The sequence below is a fragment of the Paenibacillus sp. ov031 genome (assembly GCF_900143165.1).
Classification (GTDB): Bacteria; Bacillota; Bacilli; order Paenibacillales; family Paenibacillaceae; genus Paenibacillus; species Paenibacillus marchantiae.
In genome coordinates this window covers 152832-172666 of the sequence record NZ_FRDO01000003.1, presented here as the reverse complement: position 1 = coordinate 172666, position 19835 = coordinate 152832, and the positions used below count along the sequence as shown (strand labels likewise).

At 46.1% G+C, this 19835-nt stretch carries 18 protein-coding genes and 1 riboswitch; of the genes, 13 read left to right on the top strand and 5 right to left on the bottom strand.

Going from position 1 to position 19835, the window contains the following annotated elements; translation table 11 throughout:
* Nucleotides 1-15: 15 nt before the first annotated feature.
* The 3 genes from BUA17_RS14435 to BUA17_RS14425 all read left to right on the top strand — a co-directional run bounded on the left by BUA17_RS14435 (nucleotide 16) and on the right by BUA17_RS14425 (nucleotide 2846).
* A complete protein-coding gene (locus BUA17_RS14435; protein ID WP_072734035.1) occupies nucleotides 16-711 on the top strand; it encodes an MOSC domain-containing protein in 696 nt (231 codons plus the stop codon).
* 71 nt (nucleotides 712-782) lie between these two features.
* The gene (locus BUA17_RS14430; protein WP_072734034.1) at nucleotides 783-1661 is read left to right on the top strand and encodes an ROK family protein; all 879 of its coding nucleotides are present in this window, start codon (nucleotides 783-785) and stop codon (nucleotides 1659-1661) included.
* A gap of 183 nt (nucleotides 1662-1844) precedes the next feature.
* Nucleotides 1845-2846 (top strand): HRDC domain-containing protein, encoded by a 1002-nt coding sequence (locus BUA17_RS14425; RefSeq protein WP_063564225.1) that lies wholly within the window; start codon nucleotides 1845-1847, stop codon nucleotides 2844-2846.
* Between the two features lie 92 nt (nucleotides 2847-2938).
* Here the strand turns inward: BUA17_RS14425 and corA are convergent, their stop codons facing one another.
* The gene (corA, locus tag BUA17_RS14420; protein ID WP_053780458.1) at nucleotides 2939-3874 is read right to left on the bottom strand and encodes a magnesium/cobalt transporter CorA; all 936 of its coding nucleotides are present in this window, start codon (nucleotides 3872-3874) and stop codon (nucleotides 2939-2941) included.
* 453 nt (nucleotides 3875-4327) lie between these two features.
* A riboswitch (SAM riboswitch) is annotated at nucleotides 4328-4452 on the top strand.
* Between the two features lie 234 nt (nucleotides 4453-4686).
* Here corA and metA point away from each other — a divergent pair.
* The 6 genes from metA to BUA17_RS14390 all read left to right on the top strand — a co-directional run bounded on the left by metA (nucleotide 4687) and on the right by BUA17_RS14390 (nucleotide 11622).
* Nucleotides 4687-5604, top strand: coding sequence for a homoserine O-acetyltransferase MetA (gene metA / locus BUA17_RS14415; RefSeq protein WP_063564335.1), 918 nt, complete (start codon nucleotides 4687-4689; stop codon nucleotides 5602-5604).
* Nucleotides 5605-5628: 24 nt separating this feature from the next.
* The gene (locus BUA17_RS14410) at nucleotides 5629-6816 is read left to right on the top strand and encodes an aminotransferase class I/II-fold pyridoxal phosphate-dependent enzyme (protein WP_053780460.1); all 1188 of its coding nucleotides are present in this window, start codon (nucleotides 5629-5631) and stop codon (nucleotides 6814-6816) included.
* Complete coding sequence (locus tag BUA17_RS14405) at nucleotides 6809-8002, top strand: trans-sulfuration enzyme family protein (RefSeq protein ID WP_072734033.1); 1194 nt, start codon at nucleotides 6809-6811, stop codon at nucleotides 8000-8002. Before BUA17_RS14410 ends, BUA17_RS14405 begins: the two co-directional genes overlap by 8 nt.
* A 244-nt stretch (nucleotides 8003-8246) precedes the next feature.
* On the top strand, nucleotides 8247-9383 hold the full coding sequence (gene mqnC / locus BUA17_RS14400; RefSeq protein ID WP_063564227.1) for a cyclic dehypoxanthinyl futalosine synthase: 1137 nt from the start codon (nucleotides 8247-8249) through the stop codon (nucleotides 9381-9383).
* A 251-nt stretch (nucleotides 9384-9634) separates the two neighbouring features.
* Nucleotides 9635-10612 (top strand): aldo/keto reductase, encoded by a 978-nt coding sequence (locus tag BUA17_RS14395; RefSeq protein WP_072734032.1) that lies wholly within the window; start codon nucleotides 9635-9637, stop codon nucleotides 10610-10612.
* Entirely contained in the window at nucleotides 10609-11622 is a 1014-nt protein-coding gene (locus tag BUA17_RS14390) for a zinc-binding alcohol dehydrogenase family protein (RefSeq protein ID WP_072734031.1), read from the top strand. Before BUA17_RS14395 ends, BUA17_RS14390 begins: the two co-directional genes overlap by 4 nt.
* Nucleotides 11623-11900: 278 nt before the next feature.
* Here the strand turns inward: BUA17_RS14390 and BUA17_RS14385 are convergent, their stop codons facing one another.
* The 4 genes from BUA17_RS14385 to BUA17_RS14370 all read right to left on the bottom strand — a co-directional run bounded on the left by BUA17_RS14385 (nucleotide 11901) and on the right by BUA17_RS14370 (nucleotide 15375).
* A complete protein-coding gene (locus tag BUA17_RS14385) occupies nucleotides 11901-12806 on the bottom strand; it encodes a YitT family protein (protein WP_063564229.1) in 906 nt (301 codons plus the stop codon).
* Nucleotides 12807-12920: 114 nt separating this feature from the next.
* Nucleotides 12921-14159, bottom strand: coding sequence for a cation:proton antiporter (locus BUA17_RS14380; RefSeq protein ID WP_063564230.1), 1239 nt, complete (start codon nucleotides 14157-14159; stop codon nucleotides 12921-12923).
* Nucleotides 14160-14163: 4 nt separating this feature from the next.
* Nucleotides 14164-14658, bottom strand: coding sequence for a cation:proton antiporter regulatory subunit (locus tag BUA17_RS14375; protein WP_053780467.1), 495 nt, complete (start codon nucleotides 14656-14658; stop codon nucleotides 14164-14166).
* Between the two features lie 312 nt (nucleotides 14659-14970).
* Nucleotides 14971-15375, bottom strand: a complete 405-nt coding sequence (locus BUA17_RS14370) for a hypothetical protein (protein WP_063564231.1) — start codon at nucleotides 15373-15375, stop codon at nucleotides 14971-14973.
* A 181-nt stretch (nucleotides 15376-15556) separates the two neighbouring features.
* Between BUA17_RS14370 and BUA17_RS14365 the strand changes: the two genes are divergently transcribed.
* The 4 genes from BUA17_RS14365 to BUA17_RS31885 all read left to right on the top strand — a co-directional run bounded on the left by BUA17_RS14365 (nucleotide 15557) and on the right by BUA17_RS31885 (nucleotide 19824).
* Nucleotides 15557-16501, top strand: a complete 945-nt coding sequence (locus BUA17_RS14365; RefSeq protein ID WP_063564232.1) for a putative sporulation protein YtxC — start codon at nucleotides 15557-15559, stop codon at nucleotides 16499-16501.
* A gap of 196 nt (nucleotides 16502-16697) precedes the next feature.
* On the top strand, nucleotides 16698-16925 hold the full coding sequence (locus BUA17_RS30875) for a hypothetical protein (RefSeq protein ID WP_063564233.1): 228 nt from the start codon (nucleotides 16698-16700) through the stop codon (nucleotides 16923-16925).
* Between the two features lie 5 nt (nucleotides 16926-16930).
* Complete coding sequence (thrS, locus tag BUA17_RS14360; RefSeq protein WP_063564234.1) at nucleotides 16931-18868, top strand: threonine--tRNA ligase; 1938 nt, start codon at nucleotides 16931-16933, stop codon at nucleotides 18866-18868.
* 182 nt (nucleotides 18869-19050) lie between these two features.
* Nucleotides 19051-19824, top strand: coding sequence for a 3D domain-containing protein (locus BUA17_RS31885; protein ID WP_274570318.1), 774 nt, complete (start codon nucleotides 19051-19053; stop codon nucleotides 19822-19824).
* Nucleotides 19825-19835: the final 11 nt, after the last annotated feature.

The window sequence follows — 19835 nt, the reverse complement described above, 5'->3', positions numbered from 1 at the left end:
GAGAGGTAGGATCAGATGACACTCACACATAACCGGAAGCCAGATAAAAACAAAACGGCGGTATTAGCTGTAAACGTAGGGCAACTTCAGGCCTTGCCTGGCCAGAAGCGTGAAGTGATGAGCGGCATTGTGAAACATCCCATATCCAGCCCGGTCTTCCTGTCATTCACCGGAATGACAGGGGATGCCCAGGCGGATCTCGAGCATCATGGTGGGCCTGATAAGGCAGTTTGTGTATACGATTACAGTCGTTATGCGGCGCTTGAACAACTGATGGATCGCAAGCTGGACTGGGGAGCTTGTGGAGAAAATCTGACAGTTGAAGGCTGTATGGAGGAAGAAGTCCGGATTGGTGATGTGTATGAATTGGGGGAAGCCACGGTACAGGTCAGCCAGCCAAGACAGCCTTGCTTCAAGCTTGGTGCAAGGTATGATTACAAAGAATTGCCTGTTTATTTTCAGGATAGCGGGCATACCGGATTTTATTTTCGGGTGTTGCAAGAGGGTGAGGTAACTCCTTCTGCAATATTCAGACGAATAAGCACGGACCCTGCATCAATGACCATTCTGGAAGCCAATCGAATTATGCATCAGGGGAAGCAGGATGCCGTTGCTATGCGTGCTTTGCTGGCCATTCCAACGTTAGCCGACAGCTGGAAGCAGACCTTATTGAAGCGATTGGCCAAGCTCGAAACTGCTGAACAGGATTAATTCATGTCCTCGTTTAGAGAACAGATTCGAAGATCCATTTTAATTTTAAACTACTTGGGAGAGTGACTAACATGACGATTTTAGGCGCAATTGAAGCTGGAGGAACCAAATTTGTATGTGGTATCGGTACGGAAGAAGGAGAAGTTCTTGAGCGCGTAAGCTTTCCAACGACGACACCGGAAGAGACGATGGCTCTAGTAATCGCTTTTTTTGAAGGTAAAGGTATTGAAGCTTTGGGTGTAGGTTCATTTGGTCCAATTGATCCGATTGAAGGAAGCCCGACCTATGGTTACATCACAACAACACCCAAACCGCATTGGGGTCAGTATAACCTGATTGGTAAGCTCAAGGAGCACTTTGATGTACCGATGACGTTCGACACGGATGTGAACGGTGCTGCGCTTGGGGAAGCAACCTGGGGGGCTGCACAAGGCCTGGATAGCTGTCTGTATATTACTGTCGGAACGGGTATTGGTGCAGGCGCAGTTGTAGGTGGCAAAATGGTCCATGGATTGTCACATCCAGAGATGGGACACATCATTGTACGCAGACATCCTGAAGATACGTATGAAGGGTTCTGTCCGTATCATGGAGACTGTCTGGAAGGGCTTGCCGCAGGTCCTGCTATCAATAAACGTTGGGAGCAACCAGCTTACGATCTGCCAGCCGATCACAAGGCCTGGGAGATTGAAGCACATTACCTGGCGCATGCTCTGATGAATTATGTATTGATCCTCACACCTCAGAAAATTGTAATGGGTGGCGGTGTGATGAAGCAGGAGCATCTGTTCCCAATGGTTCGCAGCAAACTGCAGGAATTGCTCGCTGGATACGTTCAGCATCCTGCACTTCAGTCCGAAATTGACCAGTATGTCGTTTCACCGGGACTTGGCGATAACGCAGGACTGTGTGGTTCGCTTGCGTTGGCCAAATTGGCTTTGAACAAGTAATAGCTTTACAAACAAGCAGTTGACGAATTTTTCCATTGTGGTAATATATGAGCAACAGCATAGCACGGTTAATGAGGAAGCACCTCTCTTGCATGGATTTTGCAGGAGAGGTGTTTTTTTGTGCTGCTTAATTTAGCACAATACAAACTGTGTCGAGCTGAACTATTGAAGGAGGGACAAGATATGGAAGTCATTTTCATGAACAGATTATCCAGAATGTCAGGTCAGAATGAAGAGCATGCGCAGTTGTGGATCGGTGAAGAAGAAGGAGCGTGGCATCTGGGATGGAGCCGATATGAGGAAGGAGATCGAACGGATGACATCTGGTATGCTGGCAGTTCGTGGGACGAGCTGTTACATGTTTATCGTCATCAGTTAGCCATACAGATGGGCGAAGGATATCGTCCGTTGCTGCAGGGTATGTTTCACGAAAATGATGATTTGAAGTCGCGCAGTTATGGCGGTCAACGTCTTCATTGTTACAGTGAATTATATGGCAATGAGGGGCTGTATATGGACCTATGCATATGGCGCAGGAAGAGAGCAGCGTCTGACCGGAAGGCCCCCTATTTTATTGCAACAAACCGGTTGTTACGCATGATCAGTGCATTTGTTCCACAAACCATCGATGAATTGATGCAACTGCCTGGCGTAGGAGAGAGCAAGGCTTCCGAGTACGGAGCTGAATGGTTGGAGCTTACGAATGGACTGGAACGTTCCACATCTTTTCCGCTAGAGTGGGTGTACTCGGTTCTGAAGGAACAAGAATATGAGAGCTGGTTGTACAAACAGAGAGAGCAGAAATACAAGCAGGAGCTAGACAGATTTACCACACGGAAGCAGGTACTTGAAGGGATGAAAGAAGGATATACGTTAGAGGAGATCGTGAATCGTTCCGGATTGTCCCGTCGGGAGCTAATTGAACTGTTAGAGGCACTGGATTTGGAGGGGTATGACACAGATTGTCTACTCGATGCGGAGCTTGCTGTCATGCCCGAAGAGGAGCAAGAGGCAGTATGGAGCGCCTACGAGGAGCTGGGAGATACGTTTCTGAAGCCCGTGTTACATAAGGTGTATGGAGAAGAGAAGCCTGGCGGGAGCAATCTGGAGCAGGTCTACGAAAGACTGCGCATGATTCGCATCCGGTTTCGTCGTCACACAGAGACAGAGCAGAATGCAGGCTAGATTGGAAATAGGACGTTAGTTGTCATACAATAAGCTAATTATAAAAAAAGACGAAGCGTCTCCAAAAGTGGAGCGCTTCGTCTTTTGCTATTTCAAACCCAATCTTTTTTGCGGAAAATAAAGAACATGCTTAGGCCCAGCGTAACCATTAGGCCAATAACCACGAAATAACCATATTTCCAGTCCAACTCAGGCATGTTCGTGAAGTTCATCCCATAGATGCCAGTGATAACGGTCAGCGGCATGAACACCGTGGTAATGGCGGTGAACACACGCATGATTTCATTCGCCCGGTTGGCGATACTGGATTGGTAAGCTTCTCGTAAGTTCCCCATCAGGTCGCGATAAGTCTCAAAGGTTTCGGATATTTTAACAGCATTCTCATAAATGTCACTGAAATACTTTTGCAGTTGATCATCAATAAGACGCAGATCTTTTTTATTGAGTGTGTTAATGACCTCTTTCTGAGGTCCCAGCACTTTCTTCAGCCACAAAATCTCACTGCGCAACCCGATAATCTCATTCAGATGAGACTTCTTGGTGTGCATCAAAATGTCTTCTTCTAGCTTCTCGATACGCGCTTCAATTCGGTCACCTACGGTGAAATAATTATCAACAATCAAGTCAACCAGCAGATACAGCAGCTTATCCGGCGTACTGATTTCCTGTTCCCATAGGATCGGTTTCAATGTTCGCAATTCGCTAACTTTCTGTTTGGTAACACTGATAATAAAGTGTCTGCCAAGGAACAAGTTGACGGCACGTAAAAAAATCTCTTCATCATCAAAACGAATGCTATTAATAACAATAAAATAATGGCTCTCATAAATTTCAATCTTCGGACGTTGTTCTTCGTCACTCAAACAGTCTTCCACGGCCAGATCATGCATCATGAACAGCGGTTGAAGTACCGCCAAATCGTCTACGTCCGCATCAATCCAGTAAAACCCCTCCGCTGGTGGAGTCAGCGCCTGCTGAATGTCGTCCACCGGAATAAATACACCGTTATTTACCAACCGGATTTTCATTATTCATCTACTCCTTCTGCACCCGCCAAATGGGCGGATTTCATCAATATGGGCGCAAAAAGAACAGATCAGCCGGTCGGCAGCGGAGCCTGGAAGTCAGGACTGCGTTCGCTCTATAATCAAACGGAAGTAACGTCCCGCTGCCGGCATGCTGATATCAATTCTCTATGCAGTTTGTCGGAATTCGGCTGCCAGTCAGGCCTCGGGTCGCCATCCATTGAATATGTCACCTCTCACATAAGGGTTTATAACACTTGTCTAGTATACCGCTGGTACAGGGTCCTTTCAAGCGCAAAAATGTGTCCATTTCGCGCCCTGGAGCAGTGTATGACAACGGATGATGAACGGTTCCGATCCTGAGGAACAGACATTGAACTACACCTTGACGTGAGGGGATTAATGTCTTAAAGTAAAAGGTGAACCACACTAGTATTTACAATTGAATAAAGCGAAATCTTATCAAGAGTAGGTGGAGGGACTGGCCCGATGAAACCCGGCAACCGGCGGTATACCGCACGGTGCTAATTCTTGCAGCGACCAAGTGTCCAAGTGACACTGTTGTAACTGAGAGATGAGAGAGGCGCATATCTATTTACATATGACCTTTCTCGGAATCCGAGGAAGGTCTTTGTTATATGCACCGACTTCTCAGCAGTGATTTTCGCTAAGGAACTTGAGCTTGCCGCCAGCAATGTGGTTGCAATTCAGCGCCTGCAGGCAAGCTCATGGCAGCCTATAACTGTACGGATGCGAATCGTATCGATTCCGCAGTGGCTGCATCTATTTATGCACAAGGAGGAGTTAGAAACACCATGCCAATCAAAATTCCAGACACACTGCCTGCCAAGGAAGTACTTGCAGGAGAGAACATCTTTGTCATGGACGAGACATCTGCTTACCAGCAGGACATTCGTCCACTACGTATCGCTATATTAAACCTGATGCCCACAAAGGAAACGACAGAAACACAATTGCTTCGTCTGGTGGGTAACACACCCATTCAGGTAGATATCGTTCTGGTTCATCCGAAGTCTCATACGTCCAAGAATACTTCCCAGGAATATTTGGACTTGTTCTACAAAACCTTTGATGAGATTGAACACCGCCGTTTTGACGGCATGATTATTACAGGCGCTCCTGTAGAGCAAATGGACTTTGAAGACGTGAACTATTGGAAAGAAATCCAGGAGATCTTCGAATGGACCAAAACCAATGTGACTTCGACCATGCATATATGTTGGGCTTCCCAAGCGGGTTTATACCATCATTTTGGAGTTCCCAAAGTTCCGCTGGATGAAAAATGTTTTGGCGTATTCTCACATACGATCAACAGATCCAATGTGCAGTTGCTGCGCGGATTTGATGAAGTATTCAACGTCCCGCATTCCCGCCATACGGAAGTGCGACGTGAAGATATTGAAAAAAACGAAAACCTTGAGATATTGGCTGAATCTGAGGAAGCGGGTATTTTCCTGGTTGCTACCAAAGACGGCAAACAGATTTTTGCAACCGGACATGCTGAGTATGACCCTCTTTCATTGAAATGGGAATATGACCGTGATGCAGCTAAAGGCATGGACATTGCGCTGCCTAGACATTATTTCCCGAATGACGATCCTTCCCGTGTTCCCCCGGCCACTTGGCGGGCACATGCAAACTTATTATTCTCTAATTGGCTCAATTACTATGTGTATCAAGAGACACCTTACGATATTGGTCCGCAAATCTAATCGACATTACAGGAGGATGCTGCAATGGAAGACAATAAGTTGAAAATCGAAAGTCGATTGGCCCAAATTGGGTCTATCAATGAACCGGTAACGGGCGCCATTAATTTTCCGATCTATCAATCCACTGCGTTTCGCCACCCAAAGCTTGGACAAAGCACGGGATTTGATTATATTCGTACGACCAATCCAACCCGTAAAGTGTTGGAAGAAGCAGCGGCAGCGTTGGAATCCGGTGATGCAGGTTTTGCCTGTAGCTCCGGCATGGCTGCTTTGCAAACGATTTTCGCTTTATTTGGACAAGGGGATCATCTGATTGTATCGCTGGATCTGTACGGCGGAACGTATCGTTTGCTTGAACGCATCCTGTCTCGATTTGGTGTGACAGCAAGTTATGTAGATACCAATGACCTGGCAGCTCTGGAAAGTATTCGTCAACCGAATACAAAAGCGGTATTTATTGAGACACCAACCAATCCACTAATGATGATTACGGATGTGGAAGCGGTATGCTCCTGGGCCAAGAGCCATAACTTGCTGACCATTGTGGATAATACACTACTGACTCCATTCTTCCAGCGTCCAATTGAACTCGGTGCTGATATCATCATCCATAGTGCCACGAAGTATCTGGGTGGTCATAATGATGTACTTGCCGGATTAATTATTACCAAAGGGGAAGAATTGTCGGCCGAAATGGCATTCCTGCACAATTCTATTGGAGCAGTGTTGTCTCCAAGCGACTCCTATCAGCTGATGAAAGGCATGAAGACACTCGCTCTTCGTATGGAGCGGCATGAGTATAATGCTTTGACGATTGCCAAGTACCTTTTGGAGCACCCAGCCGTTAATGAAGTGTATCATCCTGGTTTGTCGGATCATCCCGGATTTGAAATACAGAATAAACAATCCAGTGGAAATACAGGCATTTTCTCTTTCAAAGTAAAGGATGCTCGTTATGTTGAACCATTGCTACGTCACATTAAACTGATTGCTTTTGCGGAAAGCCTCGGAGGTGTAGAGTCATTGATGACTTATCCTGCGGTACAGACCCATGCGGATATTCCGATTGAAATTCGTGACGCTGTAGGTGTAGATGACCGTCTGTTGCGCTTCTCTGTAGGGATCGAGCACGCCGAAGATCTGATTGCCGATCTGGGCAATGCACTCACAGCTGCACAGCAGGAGATAGAAGGGGGAACGCATCATGAGTGAGCAAAACAATAATGCCAACAATCATGAACGGAATGTTCATTCCGACCTGAAGTTCGATACCAAGCTGCTGCATTTCGGTGACGAAATCGATAAAACCACCGGGGCTTCCAGTGTGCCAATTTACCAGGCCTCCACATTCCATCATTTTGATATTTTTAATCCACCTCAACATGATTATAGTCGTTCCGGTAACCCGACTCGTCAGGCATTGGAGGATTACATTACATTATTGGAGGGTGGGGCACGAGGGTTTGCCTATTCCTCAGGCATGGCTGCCATCTCCAGTGTGTTCATGATGTTCTCGGCAGGCGATCACATGATTGTGACGGAAGATGTATATGGAGGAACGTATCGACTGCTTACTTCCATTCTGAGCCGGATGCAGATTGAGACTACCTTTGTGGATATGACCAATATTGAAGAAGTAAAGGCAGCACTCAAACCGAACACGAAGGCAGTCTATATGGAGACACCATCCAACCCGACACTTCGGATCACGGATATTGCTGCAGTCACCTCCTGGGCACAGGAACATGAGTTAATCTCCATTCTTGATAACACCTTCATGACGCCTTATTACCAACGTCCGATTGAGCTCGGGGTGGATATTGTCGTACATAGTGCGACCAAGTTTCTTGGCGGACACAGTGATGTGCTGGCAGGTTTAGCCGTTGCTCGTACGGATTCATTGGGTACACAGCTAAAACAATTGCAGAATGGACTTGGAACCGTGCTCGGGGCTCAGGAATCCTGGCTGCTGATGCGTGGTATGAAGACCTTGGGTGCGCGTATGGCACACAGTGAACAGAGCACAGCGAAGCTGGCTGCATGGCTTAGTGGACGCAGTGATATTACGGCTGTATTTTATCCGGGGCTGCTGGATCATCCCGGCCGTGAAGCTCATGAACGTCAGTCAAGCGGATACGGGGCAGTCGTGTCATTTGACGTTGGTTCAGGCGATCGGGCCAAGGCAGTACTTAATCGTGTGAAATTGCCAATTGTTGCCGTGAGCTTGGGTGCGGTTGAAAGTATCTTGTCTTATCCTGCAATGATGTCTCATGCGGCTATGCCGGCTGAGGTTCGCCGTGATCGGGGTATAACTGACGGATTACTGCGCTTCTCTGTAGGTCTGGAAGACATTGATGACCTGATTGCAGATCTGGATCAGGCACTTCAGGACTCGTAGGATCGAACCGTATTGAAACACGGGTGTTAGATCCCGCTGAAAAAGAAATGAAATAGATAGCATATGTAAACATTTTTATTAATTTTTAAAGCACCTTCTCATAAGGTGCTTTTTTTCACATGTAACCTGTGTTACGATATGTGGAGTACAGAAATGCGATGTTGCCACCAAAACTTTCATCTATATGAGCAAGTTGGGACGGATCGTGATTATATTTTCTCTTCATGAGGGAGGCTTTTTTACGATGAGTACGGTAGACCGTATCTTAGATAAAGCCCTTCGGGGCGAACGTTTGGACTTGGAAGACACGATTCAGCTGTTTGAATCAAATGAAGTAGACAAAATCGGGGCCGCCGCCAATGTGATTGTAAAACGCATGCACCCCGAACCATACAGAACATTTGTAATTGGGCGTAACGTCAACTACACGAACGTGTGTGATGTGTACTGCCGTTTTTGTGCTTTCTACCGCAGACCTGGCTCTGACGAAGGATATGTACTTCCCGATGAAGTCATCTTCCAGAAGATTCAAGAAACCGAAGACGTAAATGGTACCGAGATTTTGATGCAAGGCGGAACGAATCCGAATCTGCCGTTTAGCTATTACACTGACCTGCTCAAAGCGATCAAGGAGCGTTTCCCTAATATTACGATGCACTCCTTCTCGCCAGCTGAAATTATGAAAATGGTTGAAGTGTCCGACGGTCTTACTTTGGAAGAGGTTGTACGTGCAATTCACGAAGCGGGACTCGATTCTCTGCCTGGTGGTGGTGCGGAAATCCTGGATGACCGTACACGCCGCAAAATCAGCCGTTTGAAAGGTTCATGGCGCGATTGGATGGACGTTATGCAGACAGCTCACCGTATCGGTATGAACACAACGGCAACGATGGTTATCGGCCTTGGTGAAACGATGGAAGAGCGCGCACTGCACCTGCTTCGTGTACGTGAAGCTCAGGATGAGTGCATTGCGAACAAGTATGATTCCGAAGGATTCCTGGCGTTCATTCCTTGGACATTCCAACCGGATAATACAAACCTGAAGCTGGAGCGTCAGACGCCAGAAGAGTACCTGAAGACGGTAGCGATCAGTCGACTGGTGTTGGACAACATCAAAAACATTCAATCCTCATGGGTAACGATGGGACCTGAAGTCGGCAAAAAATCACTCGAATTTGGCTGCAATGACTTTGGTAGCACCATGATTGAAGAGAACGTGGTATCTGCTGCAGGCGCAACGTACAAAGTCAACATTGGTTCCATTACGCAACTGATTCGGGAGTCCGGTTATATTCCGGCACAGCGTAACACAAGATATGACATCCTGCGGACGTTTGATGAGAATAATGCCATTCAACAAGATTTTGTAATGCAGAACTAATATTTATTTTATAGTACATCACGCTGATGAATTGAATGGATAAGAATCATTCAGTCAGTTTGGATATGAAGTCCGTTGATTACTCTTTAAGGGGGAATCGGCGGACTTTTTAATTTCACTTCACACCAAGCGATTATTCACAGATCATCAAACAGTACATATTACGCATTTGGCGATATTTTAGTTTGAAATTCAACTGTTACAATGAAAGGACACGTGAGTAAGCAGACATGCTGGGAAGGGGCAGGCCGATGAAAACAAGAAGACTTGGGAAGACGGAATTGGAAGTACCTGTACTGAGCTTTGGAGCATCCTCTCTAGGTTCAGTATTTCGTGATATTGACCGAGGTGAGGGTGTTCGTACGGTTCACGCCGCTGTAGATGCAGGGATGAACTATATAGATGTTTCGCCCTATTATGGATTAACGAAGGCTGAATCGGTCCTTGGAGAAGCCATCCGTAGTTTGCCACGTAGCTCGTTTACGTTGTCGACCAAGGCTGGACGTTATGGGGAGAATGCATTTGATTTTTCGCGTAAGCGGATACATGATAGTGTACAAGAGAGTCTGGATCGACTGCATACCGATTATATCGACATCCTGTTCTTGCATGACATCGAGTTTGTCCCGGCCGATATTATTATTGAAGAAGCTTTCCCAACCTTACTCCGCCTAAAGGAGCAGGGAGTCATTCGCCATGCAGGGATTTGTGGATTGCCCCTACCGTTGTTCGAGAAGGTTCTGCCACAGATCGATCCGGATGCGATCATCTCGTATTGTCATTATTCATTGAATGATACCTCATTATTGTCGTTATTGCCCTTGTTGGAAAAAAAAGAAATTGGCCTTGTGAATGCTTCGCCTCTTTCTATGGGCTTATTAAGCACAAGAGGAGCTCCTGCCTGGCACCCGGCAGATGATCGCGTGAAGCAGGTCTGCCTGCAAGCGGCGCGGTTCTGCGCGGAACAGGGCAGCGATATTGCGAAGCTTGCCGTGCAGTTTGCAACAGCCAATGAACGGATTCCAACGACACTGGTCAGCAGTGCAAGTGAACATAATATCCGCAACAATGCAGCCTGGATTGAGGAACCATTAGACCAGGAACTGTTATCGGAGGTGCTCCGAATCCTGGCTCCGGTTCATAATGAGAGCTGGGCCAGCGGCCGTCCTGAATATAACATTGAACATAACATGAAGTCACAAGCATCATCGAAGGGGGAACAGGAATGAGAGCAGTTATATGTGAAGAAATAAATCGTTTGGCGTTGCGAGACATAGCTGAACCCGAAAGAACCGAGAATCAGGCGTTGGTTACTATCCGACGAATTGGTATCTGCGGCACAGATCTGCATGCATACAGAGGCAATCAGCCTTTTTTCACCTATCCTCGTGTATTGGGTCATGAGCTTGCAGGGATTATTGAAGACATCGGGGAGAATGAAGCGGGCCTGAAGAAGGGAGATCAGGTTAGTATTATTCCGTATTTGCATTGTGGGCATTGTATCGCCTGTCGATCAGGGAAAACGAATTGTTGTGTGTCCATGCAGGTGATGGGTGTGCACGTAGACGGAGGCATGAGAGAAAAAATCAGCGTGCCTGTCTCACATCTGCTCTCAGCAGAAGGTTTGACGCTGGATGAGACGGCAATGGTAGAACCATTAAGCATTGGAGCCCATGCCGTCAGAAGAGCGGGAATCAAGTATGGTGAGCATGTGGTTGTGATTGGAGCTGGCCCCATTGGATTGGGTGTGATGGCATTTGCCAAACAGGCGGGGGCGCGTGTTATTGCCGTTGATCGTAATCTGGACAGGCTGGAGCTTAGCCGGACTTGGGCTGGAGCGGATGACCCGGTACAGGCCAATGAACATTCTGTACAACAAGTTGCTGAAATCACGAATGGGGACTATGCGACGGCTGTCTTCGATGCAACAGGTAACGTGAATTCGATGAATGAGGCGTTTCAATATGTTGCTCATAGTGGTCAACTTATTTTCGTGGGACTGGTGAAAGCGGATGTTACCTTTCATGACCCCGAATTTCACAAGCGGGAGATGAGTATCTTGGGCAGTCGAAACGCAACCCGTGAAGATTTTGAACAAGTCCTGTCGACCTTGCGTCAAAAGAAATTAAGCATGGATGGGTATATCACACATCGAGTGGAATTTGATGAGTTACCTACTGCAATAGATCAATGGTTATTGCCAAATTCACATGTAGTCAAAGCCATCGTTGAGCTATAATAACAAGTAAGTCTGATAACAGAAAAAAACGCTCTCTGACCTTACTGGACAATACTGTCCATCCATAGGGGAAGAGAGCGTTTTTTGTAAATTGAATTAAAATTACACGATAACGAAGAGGACAGAAAAAACCTGAAAAAGCGAAGCGTTCGCCTTTATCCCCGGATTTTTCCCTTCAGAAAAGGGAATCGAAAAAATCTGGGGATAACAGCGATTGGAAGGTTGTTCTGTCATCGTAGTGTCAGTGTAAATATCTTTAGTTCAACTTACATGAGCTATTATTTTTCCGGATTTGTCACAATACCTGCATGTGGATCAATATGACGCACAATGGATTTGAGCCAGATCATTTCGAGGAAATGAATCTCATAGTAGAGCGCTCCCGGAACGTGTTGGATCCAACCTTCAGCGACAGCTGGATGCCCTGGATCCGTTGAAGCAGCCAATGTTCCAGGTTCACGGCGCAGCCGTTTACGGATGGCTTTTTCAACTTGAGCGCTTTGTGTAGTTAAAATACATATTTTGCGCTTAGCTGTGAATCCGCGGAATGCAATATACACCATTTCATATGCAATGAGATAAGCAATTACCGAGTACATCGCTTGATCCCAACCGAAGACAACACCAGCGGCGGTTAGAATCAACAAGTTGAGCAGCATGATTATTTTTTCGATAAGCATCCGTTTCCCGCTAAATACACGTTCAGGTGGACGGGAGGACGGATCACCGATTTCCAGCGTATCCAGTGTCCCACCATACCGCACGACTAGACCGATTCCTAGACCGAGACATAATCCGCCAAACATGGCGGCAGCCAGCGGGTGCTCGACAAGCGGCGGCATGGGATGAAGCACAATGGCACCAATCGAAAAGACAACCAAACCCAGAACAGTGACCAGTACGAATTTCTTTTGCACGAGTCTATAGGACAGAAAGATAAACGGAACGTTGAACAAAAACAGGAACAAACCAATCCTCATTTCGGTCCAGTGGGCGAACAACGAAGAGATACCTGTAATGCCTCCAATAATGATCTTATTGGGATGTAGAAACAATTCAAGTCCCACGGAGGCCAGAATTCCACCCGCGATTACAAACAATAAATTCAACATGCGACGGGCAGATGATAATCTGGTCTTGGCGGTTTGTGGCACCGGATTAGCCGATATCAGAGGTGCTTTCATAGGTCATCCTCCTTAGTGCGGCTTTCGAGCCATTCTCCCTGGGTTAGTCACAGAAAGATCGGCATAAGAGCCGCGAAGTACGTTAGTGTGTCTGTTCTGTACAGACATAAGGAATTATCCTTCTTTCTGTAGAACTTTTGGTTCTTCTTTCTTTTTCCGAGGATCCTTGAACTTGAATATTTTATCCAATAAACGGAATACATGTTTGGACTCTTTGGTTAATAAAGGACCCAGAATGGCCAGAATTAGGACATAGAGCGCGGCAAACGGTTGAATCATTGGCAACAGTCCTCCGGCTTTACCCATGTTGGCCAAGATGATGGAAAATTCACCCCGTGACACAATGGTTAATCCAATATTCGCCGATGCTTTGGGCGATAGTCCTGCACTGCGTCCGGCCATCATACCTGCCAGGAAGTTACCGAACAATGTAATAACAACTGCAATCAGAGCTAACCATACGGCTTCGCCACCCAAGGACAACGGATCAATGGACAATCCAAAGCTGAAGAAGAAGATTGCTCCGAAGAAGTCACGGAACGGTAGAATCAAGTGCTCAATCCGTTTCGCGTGTTCTGTTTCAGCAAGCACCAGACCAACCAGTAATGCACCAATCGCTTCGGCAACATGAATGGTTTCAGAGAAGCCGGCTACCAGGAACAAGGCTCCGAATACAACGAGAGAGAATAGCTCATTCGATCGAATTTTAAGCAATTTGTTTAGTAGCGGTGTTGCTTTGCGTCCAAGGATAATCACGATAAGCATGAATCCGAGAGCAATAAGTGCGGACATGATGACGCCTCCGATGGAGGATGAATCACTAAGCACAAGTCCGGACAAGATCGAGATATATACAGCGAGGAATACATCTTCGAACATAATAATACCCAATATCATCTCTGTTTCAGGATTGGCCGTTCGTTTCAAATCCACGAGTACCTTGGCCACGATGGCACTGGAAGAGATGGTAGTTATACCTGCGATAATAAGTGCTTCTGCAACTGGGAAACCGGACATAAAACCGAATATTAATCCCAGCGTGAAGTTAATCCCAATATAGATAGACCCGCCGACTGCAATGGATTTACCCGATTTGATCAAACGACCAACCGAGAATTCCAGCCCTAGATAGAAGAGCAGGAAGAGAATACCAATGCGGCCCATAAACTCAATAAACGGCTGACTTTCAATGAAACGGAAGTCCAGATGCCAGATTTTCATAGCATGTGGCCCAACAGCCATCCCGATCAGAATATAAAACGGAACGACCGAAAATCTTAGTTTTGCCGATAAAAGGCCGGCTGCCGCAATGAGCACAAGGGCCAGACCTACTTCGAATATCAAATGATCCATCTATTTACCCCCTTCCAGTCAGGAGGAGGGATTTAAACAGTTTCTGCTGATTGCGTTCGCCAACGGCTACTACCGTGGACTCTGCACTAATCACGACCTCCGGACCGGGGCTGATATGTTTTTTGTGATTCTTCTCTACAACGGCAATAACCGTTGCCCCTGAGTTTTGACGTACGTCCAGTTCACCAATAGATTTACCGATACATCCGTAGGATGGCTCGATTTTGTACCATTCAATAATCAGATCGTCAAACGTTACTTCAATATTTTCAAGCTGCTTTGGTTTATAGGTCAATCCACCAACGATGGCAGCAATCTGTCTTGCTTCATAGTCATCAAGTGTAATCATGGAGATGCTTTGGTCTGGATCATCGTACTCAAAATGGTACATTTCCCGGCGACCGTCATCGTGAATAATGACAATAATTTTATCTCCACTGCTCGTTTCAATCTGAAATTTCTTGCCGATTCCCGGCAAATCTGTTTCGCGTACATCCATGGATAGTATGCCTCCTTAAATTGAGGGCTGGCCACAGAAGACAGGCTTATTTCCCGAAAATAGAATGAACAGCTGAACTTAGGAACATTAAATGATGCGGGTAAACAGAGCCAGGGACTCCTGACACACAGCCTTGTGTTGTGAATTTTTAATGAAAATGGGGATAACAAAATAGATGCTAACAAATAGGTGTTGCCAATGAGGCTGATCGATATCTAACATTTGCTAAAAGGGTTAAAAGTTATGCACAAGCACACCGTCTATCAGACAGAGGTGTCTCCATGCAAAGCAACCTAAAATACGGTGTAAAGGCTAGTTAAGAGCGTTCACGTATTTTGGTGCTATAGGGGTGGGAGATACATACATACTGGTGAATTTGATGGGTAGCAGAAATAATCTGCGTTTAAACAGACAAATCAACGGTTTAAAGGGTAGACGCGGTGTAGGAATTCGCAGCATTAGCAACAAAGCGAGCACAAGAAAGACAGGTTTGTTATGCGTGACCGCAATCAACTTCGACATGACTTGTGGGTATTTGCGAATGGCAGGTTTCTGCTGAGACTCCAATGTGTGGACAAGCACTTCCTTGTTGGAAGTCGTCTCAACGGTTACCTCGACAGCGGATTCCGACTGCATCGGAATAGGGAAGGACAACGCTTGGAATACGCACAAAATGATAATAAAAGCGTAACGGAGTATTCTTGGTTGTTGTCTCATTTTGGCTTCCCCCCCTTTTCCGTGAAACATACTGTTATAAAAATAATAACACATTTTTGTCTTAACTCCAAACAGATTGATAATATACTGAGAAATCATGACACGCTTTCCATCAATCCGCTTCGTATATCCCTATCAGCCTTGCCATATACTTTGAACAGGAAGGAAAGGAGTGATTCTTATGGAACTGTTCGCCGTATGGACCGATGTATCAGGGCAGGAGGAAGCGGATCAATTTTATCGTTGTGTGAAGGAAAAAACCAAAGGTTTACATATAAGCAAAAGAGGATTTCGGCTCACCTTCAAACATAATGACGGAAGAGCGGCCTGGGTATGCAGAGGCAATGAGAATCACGCTGACTTCCAGCAGTGGCTGCCTCAGATCAGTGATTTGCTTGCCACTGGACTTGCAGATTACATCATGGATACACGTGAACGTATTATGGTGGAAGAGATGATCTCAAAGGCCTGCTCAGTCATGGATGAACATGAGGTGGAGAAGGTAAATCGGATTTGCATGCCTTTATTATTCAATGGTGACTTGGATCAGCCAGGCCTGCGCGAGCGTCGCCGTACCACTTTGGCCAATGGTTTGAAGCAAGATTTGGAAGAGGTGCATTTTTTTAATCTTGAAGGCATTCTTAATTTCCGGATTCGGCCATATAAGCAGGAACTTCATGAGCTGGTAGAATATGCGCTGGATGAATTCTGGATGGATCGTCAATATGAAGAGTTTATGGGGCTACTCAAATATTTTGTGTTCTTTCAGGAGGCGAAAGTACCTCTTGTGCATTTGATACACAAAGGTTTGCATGAATTTCAAGTATTGGATGCTGCGCTTAATGTGCTGCCCGTACAAAAGGATGAACAGGTCGTTGTAGAGATGCCTGGACTTGAATTGGAAATGGATATCGAAGACATGATCGTGAGTACGCTGATCTCCATCTCGCCTGAAAAGGTCATGCTGCATACACGGACTCCAGATCTGCCTATCATCTCTACGATCCGTCAGATCTTTGAAGACAAGGTGCAATTATGCCATCATTGCCCTGAGTGTGAAGTGCTGCGCTCCGGATTGTTGACAGGTCTTGACGCAAGTGATATCGGCAATTATAATAACTGTTGATCCATGATATTTATTTGAGGTTGTTATGGAACAATAAACAAAAGCGTTGACAAAGACAAGAACCATACGCACGGTCAGTGCAGAGAGAGGGAACTAGGCTGAAATTTCCTCCGGATGCCACGTTTGGTTTACCCCTTTGTAGCTGCAGTTTTGAAAATGGATATAAATATTGCCTCTATAATACAGGTAGTCATCCATGAGTAAGGATATGCCGGGTCATGCCCGTTACCGTCATGCCAATGAGGGCTGTACTTCCAATACGGATGAAGCAGCTGAATTAGGGTGGAACCACGAGAGTATACAACACTCGTCCCTTTGCCGGGACGGGTGTTTTTTGCGTTCCTTTGCAAAAATTGCAGGAACAGCAATAGATTATCCATCCATGATTATGTATGGACAGAGGTTGAATTTACAGGAGGAATGAGACAAATGGCAGTTAACATTAAACTACCCGATGGTTCGGTTCGTGAGTATGCCGACGGAAGCAGCATTGAAGATGTGGCCGCTTCGATCAGCAGCGGACTTCGCAAAAATGCCGTAGCCGGCAAACTGGATGGAATCGTGGTGGACTTGTCCACAACACTTCATGAGGGAGCATTGGTGGAGATCGTAACACTGGATTCACCAGAAGGCCTGGAAGTGATGCGTCATAGTACAGCTCACTTGCTCGCTCAAGCTGTGAAACGTTTATATGGAAACAAAGAGGTACATCTCGGCGTTGGTCCTGTCATTGAAGATGGTTTCTACTATGATATGGATCTGGAACAACCTCTCAATCCCGAAGATCTGCAAAAGATCGAGAAGGAAATGGAACGTATTGTTAATGAGAACTTGCCGATTGTACGTAAGGAAGTTAGCCGCGAGGAAGCGATCAAAATCTTCGGAGAAGTGGGCGATCCTTACAAGCTTGAATTGATTCGTGACTTACCAGAAGACAGTGTTATCACTATTTATGAGCAAGGTGAATTCTTCGACTTGTGTCGTGGACCACACGTACCATCCACCAGCAAAATCAAAGTATTCAAACTGATGAATGTTGCCGGTGCTTACTGGCGTGGAGACAGCAAAAACAAAATGCTGCAACGTATTTACGGTACAGCTTTTGTGAAAAAAGCACAGCTTGATGAGCATTTGCACTTCCTGGAAGAAGCTCGTAAACGGGATCACCGTAAACTGGGTAAGGAACTCGAAATCTTCACATTCTCCCAACTGGTTGGACAAGGTCTGCCAATCTGGTTGCCTAATGGTGCCAAGCTGCGCCGGACGTTGGAGCGTTATATCGTGGATTTGGAAGAGAGCCTCGGATATCAGCATGTGTACACACCGGTGCTGGGTAATGTTGAATTGTACAAAACATCAGGTCACTGGGAGCACTATCAGGATGACATGTTCCCGAAAATGGTTATGGACAATGAAGAACTTGTTCTTCGTCCGATGAACTGTCCTCACCACATGATGGTGTACAAGTCCAGCATGCACAGCTACCGTGATCTGCCGATCCGGATTGCCGAGCTTGGCATGATGCATCGTTACGAAATGTCGGGCGCGTTGACAGGTCTGCACCGTGTACGTGCGATGACGCTGAACGATTCTCATATATTCGCACGCCCGGATCAGATCAAGGAAGAGTTCGCTCGTGTTATTGAGCTGATTCAAACGGTTTATAAAGATTTCGGCATTCACGAATATCGTTTCCGTCTGTCCTACCGCGATCCTCAGGATACCGAGAAATACTTCCAGAATGACGAGATGTGGGAAATGTCCCAACGCATGCTCCGTGAAGTTGTGGAAGAACTCAACCTTCCATTCTATGAAGCAGAAGGCGAAGCGGCATTCTATGGTCCAAAACTGGATGTTCAGATCAAGACAGCACTGGGCAAAGAAGAGACATTGTCTACCGTTCAATTGGACTTCCTCTTACCAGAGCGGTTTGAGCTTGAATATGTGGGAGATGATGGGCAGAAACATCGTCCGGTCGTTATCCACCGCGGTGTAATCAGTACGATGGAGCGTTTCACTGCATTCTTGCTGGAGAACTTTGCAGGGGCTCTGCCACTGTGGTTGTCTCCTGTACAGGCGAAGGTTATTCCTGTATCCGGCAACTTCGACGACTACGCACGTGAAGTGGAAGCGAAGCTGAAACGTGCAGGCATCTCTGCTGAAGCGGATCTGCGTAACGAGAAGCTTGGTTATAAAATTCGTGAAGCACAGCTTGAGAAAATGCCTTACATGTTTGTCGTTGGTGAAAATGAACGTAATGCAGAGGGTGTATCTGTGCGGAAACGTGGAGAAGGCGACCTCGGCATGAAACCTGTGGACGAAATTGTAGCCCAGCTCAAAGAAGAGATTGCAACAAGACTGGTGTAATCCTGAATTGTGGGTTCTATAATAGAAAACCGTTTGAATCATATTGGAGTAAATCCAAGGGTTCAGACGGTTTTTTTTGTTGTTTTCTGGTTTTCTGACATCCGGTTTAAAAGCCTTAATAGGTGAAAAGTATAGAATTTTTTCATTTTGGAAAACCTTTGCAGTAAGGGGGAGGTTCTATAATGAAAAAGCAATTCTTAATTCAAAAGAAAAACATAAGGTTCATCATCTCTTGTTGTGTAATGTTCGCCGGAGTAGTCTTGGGCTGGAATCAGGTAGAAGCATATACCTTCGAAGAGGAAAATGAAGTCATGTATGTGGAGAATCAGCACAGCGAAACTTCAGGAGAGCTTGAAGGCGTACATTCTGAAACGGCAGTTTATGAATACAGCGATCAGGCTCAGCTCACAACCTTGGTCTATATGGGGTTTTTATGGTCTCCACAGCCTATTGTTATTCTACGGCCGGAAGTTCCGGAGAAGCAGACCGGAGTTGACCCATCCATGCCGGTGCTCGCTCCGCGTACAGAACAGGTGTTGGACACGCATAAAGTGACGGCTACCGGATACACTGCAGGTGTGGAATCAACCGGAAAAGGTCCGAAACATCCTCAATACGGAATCACGTATTCAGGTGTAAAGGTGCGCCGTGATAAAGAAACGGTCTCAACGATTGCAGCTGATCCGAAGCTGTTCCCACTGGGTTCCATTTTATATATTCCCGGTTACGGTTACGGCATCGTTGCAGACACGGGCTCGGCGATCAAGGGCAATAAAATTGATCTTTATTTCCCTACCACAAAGCAAGTGTATAAAGAATGGGGCAAAAAGGACGTCGAAGTACAGGTGATCAAACAAGGTGCTGGAAAATGCACTGAAAAAATGCTGGAAGAATTATCAGAAGCCATCGATGTGTACAAATCCGTACCCGATTCATGGCTGGACAAGGCCGTATAATGATGATGAAT